Annotated in this window: 7 protein-coding genes, 1 tRNA gene and 1 pseudogene; 6 read left to right on the forward strand and 3 right to left on the reverse strand. The window is 70.0% G+C overall.

Annotation, left to right across the window (positions count from 1 at the left end; all coding sequences use genetic code 11):
* The 3 genes from IE249_RS20335 to IE249_RS20345 form a co-directional block, all read left to right on the forward strand.
* On the forward strand, nucleotides 1-916 hold a 916-nt coding region (locus tag IE249_RS20335; RefSeq protein WP_189706506.1), incomplete at its 5' end, for a metallophosphoesterase.
* A gap of 120 nt (nucleotides 917-1,036) precedes the next feature.
* Complete coding sequence (locus tag IE249_RS20340) at nucleotides 1,037-1,837, forward strand: Pr6Pr family membrane protein (RefSeq protein WP_189706508.1); 801 nt, start codon at nucleotides 1,037-1,039, stop codon at nucleotides 1,835-1,837.
* 33 nt (nucleotides 1,838-1,870) lie between these two features.
* Nucleotides 1,871-1,944, forward strand: a tRNA-Pro gene (locus tag IE249_RS20345).
* A gap of 97 nt (nucleotides 1,945-2,041) precedes the next feature.
* Here IE249_RS20345 and IE249_RS20350 read toward each other — a convergent pair.
* Both IE249_RS20350 and IE249_RS40280 read right to left on the reverse strand, forming a co-directional pair.
* A complete protein-coding gene (locus tag IE249_RS20350) occupies nucleotides 2,042-2,212 on the reverse strand; it encodes a hypothetical protein (RefSeq protein WP_189706510.1) in 171 nt (56 codons plus the stop codon).
* Between the two features lie 191 nt (nucleotides 2,213-2,403).
* Nucleotides 2,404-2,540: pseudogene (locus IE249_RS40280) on the reverse strand (barstar family protein); the annotation flags it as partial.
* Between the two features lie 367 nt (nucleotides 2,541-2,907).
* Here IE249_RS40280 and IE249_RS20355 point away from each other — a divergent pair.
* Both IE249_RS20355 and IE249_RS20360 read left to right on the forward strand, forming a co-directional pair.
* Complete coding sequence (locus tag IE249_RS20355) at nucleotides 2,908-3,312, forward strand: hypothetical protein (protein WP_189706512.1); 405 nt, start codon at nucleotides 2,908-2,910, stop codon at nucleotides 3,310-3,312.
* A gap of 61 nt (nucleotides 3,313-3,373) precedes the next feature.
* Nucleotides 3,374-4,477 (forward strand): hypothetical protein, encoded by a 1,104-nt coding sequence (locus IE249_RS20360; protein WP_189706514.1) that lies wholly within the window; start codon nucleotides 3,374-3,376, stop codon nucleotides 4,475-4,477.
* 37 nt (nucleotides 4,478-4,514) lie between these two features.
* Here the strand turns inward: IE249_RS20360 and IE249_RS20365 are convergent, their stop codons facing one another.
* A complete protein-coding gene (locus IE249_RS20365; RefSeq protein WP_189706516.1) occupies nucleotides 4,515-5,180 on the reverse strand; it encodes a PASTA domain-containing protein in 666 nt (221 codons plus the stop codon).
* A gap of 109 nt (nucleotides 5,181-5,289) precedes the next feature.
* On the opposite strand from IE249_RS20365, the gene IE249_RS20370 reads away from it, so the two are divergent.
* A partial coding sequence (locus IE249_RS20370) for a phosphorothioated DNA-binding restriction endonuclease (protein WP_229858895.1) occupies nucleotides 5,290-5,925 on the forward strand: 636 nt, incomplete at its 3' end.

Here is a 5,925-nt window from a genome sequence, read left to right on the forward strand (position 1 = left end):
ATACGGAGTACCCCTGGGCATCACGGCGGTCGCGACCGCCGGTCTCCTCTACTCGGCGGGATTCGAGGCCCGTTCCTTCCGCCTGCGACGGGTGACCGTCCCCGTCCTGCCCTCGGGCATGCGCCCGCTGCGCGTCCTGCAGGTCTCCGACATCCACATGGTCGGCGGCCAGCGCAAGAAGCAGCGCTGGCTGCGCTCGCTGGCCGGCCTGCGCCCGGACTTCGTGATCAACACCGGCGACAACCTCTCGGACCCCGAGGCCGTACCGGAGGTCCTGGACTCGCTCGGCCCCCTGATGGAGTTCCCGGGTGCGTACGTCTTCGGCTCCAACGACTACTACGGCCCCAGGCCCCGCAACCCCGCCCGCTACCTGCTGGAGAAGGCCAGCGGCCGCCACGGCCTGAACGGCAACCCGCCCGCGGTCGGCGTGGTCCACAACCCGTGGGAGGACCTGCGCGACGGCTTCGACGGGGCGGGCTGGCTGAACCTGACCAACACGCGCGGCATCCTCAAGGTCGAGGGCGTGTCGGTGGAGCTGACCGGGTTGGACGACCCGCACATCAAGCGGGACCGCTACGCACGGGTGGCGGGCGGCCCGTCCGGCTCGGCGGACTTCTCGATGGGCGTGGTGCACGCCCCGTACCTGCGCGTACTGGACGCCTTCGCCGCCGACGCGTACCCCCTGATCATGGCCGGCCACACCCACGGCGGCCAGGTCTGCATCCCGTTCTACGGCGCCCTGGTCACCAACTGCGACCTGGACACGGACCGGGTGAAGGGCCTGTCCACCCATACGGCCGAGGGCCGCACGTCCTACCTGCACGTCTCGGCGGGCTGCGGCACCAACCGCTACACCCCGGTCCGCTTCGCCTGCCCCCCCGAGGCGACGCTGCTGACGTTGGTGGGCAGGGAGTAAGGGGACAGGGGCGGCCCCTCAGGGCTGCGGGGGCCGCCCACCGGGCGTTCCGGCGGCCTCCGTAACCCACACGGAGGCATCCGAATCGCCCCTTATCTCCCTCTTACCTACCGTGAGGGCATGACGGCCCAGACACCCCCGATACCGCCGACGCCCCCGATACCGCGGGACATACCGGACCTCCCCGCGATCCCGGGAATCCCCGTACTGATGCCGTCCGCGGTCCCCGCGACCGCGGTGGTGGCACCGGCCCGCCACCCCTGGGCGGCGGCCTACCGCCTCCTGATCGCCGCGATGTCGGCGACCGCGGTGACCGCCGACATGCTCATCGGCCCCGCGGCCCGCGTCGCGTGCGACTTCGCCGTGCAGGCGAACATCCTGCTGATCCTGGTCCTGACCGTCTCGGCCCGCAGGGCCTGGGCCGCCCGCCGTCCACTCCCGTCCGGCCTGACCGGCGCGGCAGTGTTCTACGTCACGATCGCGGGCCTGGTCCACCACCTGCTGCCGGCCGGCGCCTCGATCACGGGCACCCCTGGAGCACACCCCCTCTGGCAGTCGACGGCGGCCCACGTCCTCCACACGGCGGCCCCGATCGCGGCCCTGCTGGACTGGCTCCTGCTGACCGCCCCCGACCGCCTCCACCTGCGCATGGCGGCCCCCTGGCTGTTCTACCCCCTGGCCTACCTGGCCTTCTCCCTCATCCGAGGCGAGCTGCTGTCCCCCGGCACGCCGGACCGCTACCTCTACCCCTTCCTCGACGTCGCCCAGCACGGCTACAAGCACGTCCTGGGCAACGCCCTCCTCCTGGGCCTCTGCTTCTACGCCCTCGCGCTGCTCCTCGTGGCCCTGGACCACGCCCGCCCGAACCCCGTCCGCCGCCGCACCAAAACCGGATTTCGCCTCCGGCCACCCGTGGGCTAAAGTAAACGACGTCACCGCGACAAGCAGTGACATCGGGGTGTAGCGCAGCTTGGCAGCGCGCTTCGTTCGGGACGAAGAGGTCGTGGGTTCAAATCCCGCCACCCCGACAGCCGAAACACCAGGTGAGGCGCCTAGGAGCGTTCCTAGGTGCCTCACCTGTTTCCGCTTGCGTGTCTATCTGCGTGACTACCGCTTTCCGCGCGTCTACGGCTGCCGTACCTGCGCGCCGAAGATGCCGTCCATGACCACGGCGCCGGTCTGGATCACGGGCCGGATCTGCTTCCGGTGGACCTCCTCGGTGACGGCCGTTCCGGAATGGCCGACGAGCCGGGAGATCACTTCCAGCGGGACGCCCCGGTCCGACAGCAGGGACACGAAGCTGTTCCTCCCACTTGTCGTCAGCGGCGAGCCGGTCCCAGCCGCGGCATCGATCGATCCGATCTTCCTCGTCGCCACGCGGAAGGAAGAGGAGCGGCGGGACGAGATGGTCACCCAGCTCGGACGACAGAGTTACCGTGGGCGAGAATTCACCTCTCGCTGCGCGTCGGCTTCGACTTGCTGGTCGATCACGCCAAGGTGACGTGCAAGCCCCCCTCAGCCAGGACATCGAGGACCTCGGCGAACAGGTCGTAGGGCTGGCCGTCTGGGGTCAGGGTCCGGGGCAGCTGCCGCGCAGGCAGTCGTCGAGGGCGGCCAGGCAGCCGGAGTTGGGGCGCGGTCCTGGGCGTCGTGGAGACCGGTCGTGAGTGTGACTGCTTTGGTATACACGGGTGTTGATAGGGTCATCGCCTAGGCCGAGTGATCGCAGCGAGGGGCGCCCGGCCATTGCCCTCGTGTCCCGAGCCGATGAGAACCGGATCCCGGCCCGGGCGAGAAGGTGCGATGGCCGCGGTGGCGGGGGATTCCGGCATGCGCAGACGCCGGCTGATCCGGCGACCGTGCCAGCGGGCGGTGCCCTTTTCCCTGGTTCAGGCAAGAGGGACCTCTGAGATGGGAGTCCCCGGACTCGCTTGCGTGATCGGCGCGTTCGGGGGCCGGTTGTCCCTCATCTGCACGGAAGGAAGCTTGATATGAAGCTGCGAGTCGGTCGTGTCGGCGCAGGGGCGACGGCGTTGGCCGCAGCGGCCACACTGATGGTGAGTGCCGGCAGCGCCTCCGCCACGACGGATCCCGGAACGACCTGGGACCACACCTACGAAGCCTCGGGTGTACGGGTGTACGTCAAGGAGTACGGCGACGTCGTCTCGGTGTGCGACACGAAGGCGAACGGGCACTCGGCCGTGGTCCAGGTCCGCGACCTCGACTGGCCCTACAACTACGAGATGACGGCCGGCGGTGGCGTCGGCAGCTGCAAGAGTCATCGAGCCAGCGACGGCGCCAAGTACAACCTGCGTGAGGGACGCGGCATAGACCTCTACTTCGACGGCGACGGCGGTGTGTTGTCGGGCGAGGGCTACTTCGTGAACGACCACTGAGGTACGAGGGCTGACCGGCCCCGTGGGTGGGGCCGGTTTGCGAGAAGGGCGGGGCCCCATCGTGGGCAAGGGCGGGGAGTCCATACCGGACGAGGAGTGGGCGCGCTTCCTTCGTGAGGCCGAGGCGGGGGTCGAAGGCGCGCCCGAGGAGCCGTCGGCGCGGGCCCGGATGGTGGCGCGGCGGCTGCGGGAGGAGAGCGGCCGGCCGGAGCCGTGGCGGGGTCACCAACCGGCCCGGCGGCAGCGCGGCAAGGGCTGGTACGCGCTCGGTCTGCTGGTTGCGGCCGCCCTGCTGGTCGTGGCGCTGCGTCCAGGGCTGGTGGCCGGATGGTTCGGAGGGGGAGACGGAGGCGGCGGGAGTGCGCCGCTCGCCGTGGAATCGAAGCGTCCGGATCAGCCGCCGCCGACCGAAGCGGCAGCCCGACGTCCCACTGTGGGACAGCCGTTCAGGGGGTCTCCCGCGGCGCAGTGGGGTGACGGGACGGCCGGGATCGGACTGCCTGAGGCACGGGCGACCGGCTGGATGAACAAGGGGCAGGTCGCACAGGCGCTGAAGAAGAGCCGCGACTTCCTCGTCGCGTCCAGTCTGGATCCCGGCGTACTGCGCGGGGAGCGGCCGAGGAAGGCGATCGCGCTGATCAATCCCCATCAGCGGGATGTCCAGGACTACCTGGCGACCGCGTTCCGTGCGCCCAGCCGGGAGAACGATCCTCTGCTGCTGTTCAGCCGGTTCGACAGGACGAAGGTCCGGCTCGTCGGGGACGTGGTCAAGACACGGGGGCGGATCACGTACCGAGAAGGCAGGCGCGGCGCGGTCGAGGTGACCACCGACGTCACGTATGTGTATCCGGCCGTCCGCGCCGCCGCGGGGAGCGATGAAGTCGTGCGCACCATCGTGCGCCGCGAGGTCGTGATGAGCTGGGACGACCCGGCGAAGGTCATCACCGAGCCGGGTACGTTCTCCCTCGTCTCCTACAAGGCGGACACCACCAACGGCGGCTGCGGGACCCCCACCGGCTACTTCGCCCCCGAGTTCGGCGCGGAACGCGCGGCTTCGCACCCGGCGGACGGCTCCGAGGTCGACCCGTACGACCGGAGCAAGTCGATGGAAACGCGCATGCGCGAGGCCGGCGACGCGGGCTGCGGGACGGCCACCCGGTCGTGAGCGGCACTCGCAGAGCCCCCGGGCGGCTTGTCGGGAATTAGCAGGTTTCTCCGAACTTCACCGCGTTCAGGGTGACCGGCTGGCCGTCGAGTTCGGTCCCGGGGGCCGGCTTCTGTGTGCAGACCTGCCAGTTGGACTCGATGAGGATGAAGCGGTCCTGGCCGGAGACGTCCTTGACCGTGATGCTGGTGCTGCTGTCGAGGGCCTTGCGAGCCACGTTGACGGACTTGCCCTTGAAGTCGGGCATGGTGGAGCCGGCCGCTTCCGGCTTCGCTCCCTGGTCCTTGGACGGGCAGGTCTCCTCCAGCTTGACCGCGGCGAAGTCGACGGTCGTGTCGGTCGGGTGCTCCCCCGCCTTGGGCGACTGCGAGCAGACCTTCCAGTTGCGGTCGAAGACCTGCATGCGGTCGCGGCCGGAAGCGTCGTGCGAGGTGAGCGCGTAGAAGCCGGCCGACTGCGCCTGGTCCTGGGCGGACTGCAGGCCCTTGCCCGTCATGTCGGGCAGAGCCGCGGTCTTGGCCTTGCCGGTGTCCTTGTCGCTGTCGGTCGACGCAGTCGCTGACGGGACAGCGCTGGGCCGGCTCGTGTCGGACGCGACCGTGCTGGGCTTGCTCGAGGCGCTGCTCGTGTCGGTGCCTTCGCACGCCGTGAGCGCGCCCAGCGCTGCGACGGCGAGTGCGGCGGCGGTGATGCGGCTGTTCATGGTCCCCCCACGAATGGTGCTCAGCGTTTCCGATGCATCATGCATCAATCCGTGGAGCTGTAGAAATTGTGTGATCTTTCTGTGATGCACTCGCCTACGATCGTGGGTCGTGGAGTGGCTTGAGCGGGTCGCTGGGTTGCGGCAGTGGAGTCGGGGTGGGGTGCGGGCTCCGCACAAGCCGTTGTTGTTGCTGTATGCGCTGGGGCGTTTTCAGGCGGATGCCGAGGGCGCGTTGGACTACAGCGTTGTGGAGGCAGAGCTGAAGCGGCTGCTCGTGGAGTACGGGCCGGCGCACGGGACTTCGCCCGCCTATCCCTTTCACCATCTCGTCAGCGACGGGGTGTGGGAGGTGCGTACCGACCGCGGGGTCGGCAGTCCCGGCACCGGGGTGCGGGAGTTGCGGGCCCTTCGGGCCACCGGGCGGCTCGCGCCCGGGCTGCGGGCCGCGCTGCGGCGGGAGCCCTCGCTGCTGGGGCGTATGGCGAGGGTGCTGCTGGATCTGCACTTCCCGCCCTCGCTGCACCAGGACCTGTGCGAAGCGGTGGGGCTGGAAATGGAGTCGGCGGAGACCGACTCGCTGACCACCGCGGCCGCGAGGCGGCAGCGGGACCGGCGGATGCGGGAGTTGGTGCTCACCGCCTACGAGTACCAGTGCGCGTTCTGCGGTTACGACGGGATGATCGGGGCCGCTCCCGTGGGGCTGGAGGCCGCGCATGTGCGGTGGTGGGCGTTCGACGGGCCGGAC

The sequence above is a fragment of the Streptomyces anandii JCM 4720 genome (assembly GCF_014650655.1).
Taxonomy (GTDB): domain Bacteria; phylum Actinomycetota; class Actinomycetes; order Streptomycetales; family Streptomycetaceae; genus Streptomyces; species Streptomyces anandii.

Coding starts and splice junctions, on each gene's coding strand:
- IE249_RS20340 (WP_189706508.1), top strand. CDS start 1,037: ATGACGGCCCAGACACCCCCGATACCGCCGACGCCCCCGATACCGCGG.
- IE249_RS20355 (WP_189706512.1), top strand. CDS start 2,908: ATGAAGCTGCGAGTCGGTCGTGTCGGCGCAGGGGCGACGGCGTTGGCC.
- IE249_RS20365 (WP_189706516.1), bottom strand. CDS start 5,180: ATGAACAGCCGCATCACCGCCGCCGCACTCGCCGTCGCAGCGCTGGGC.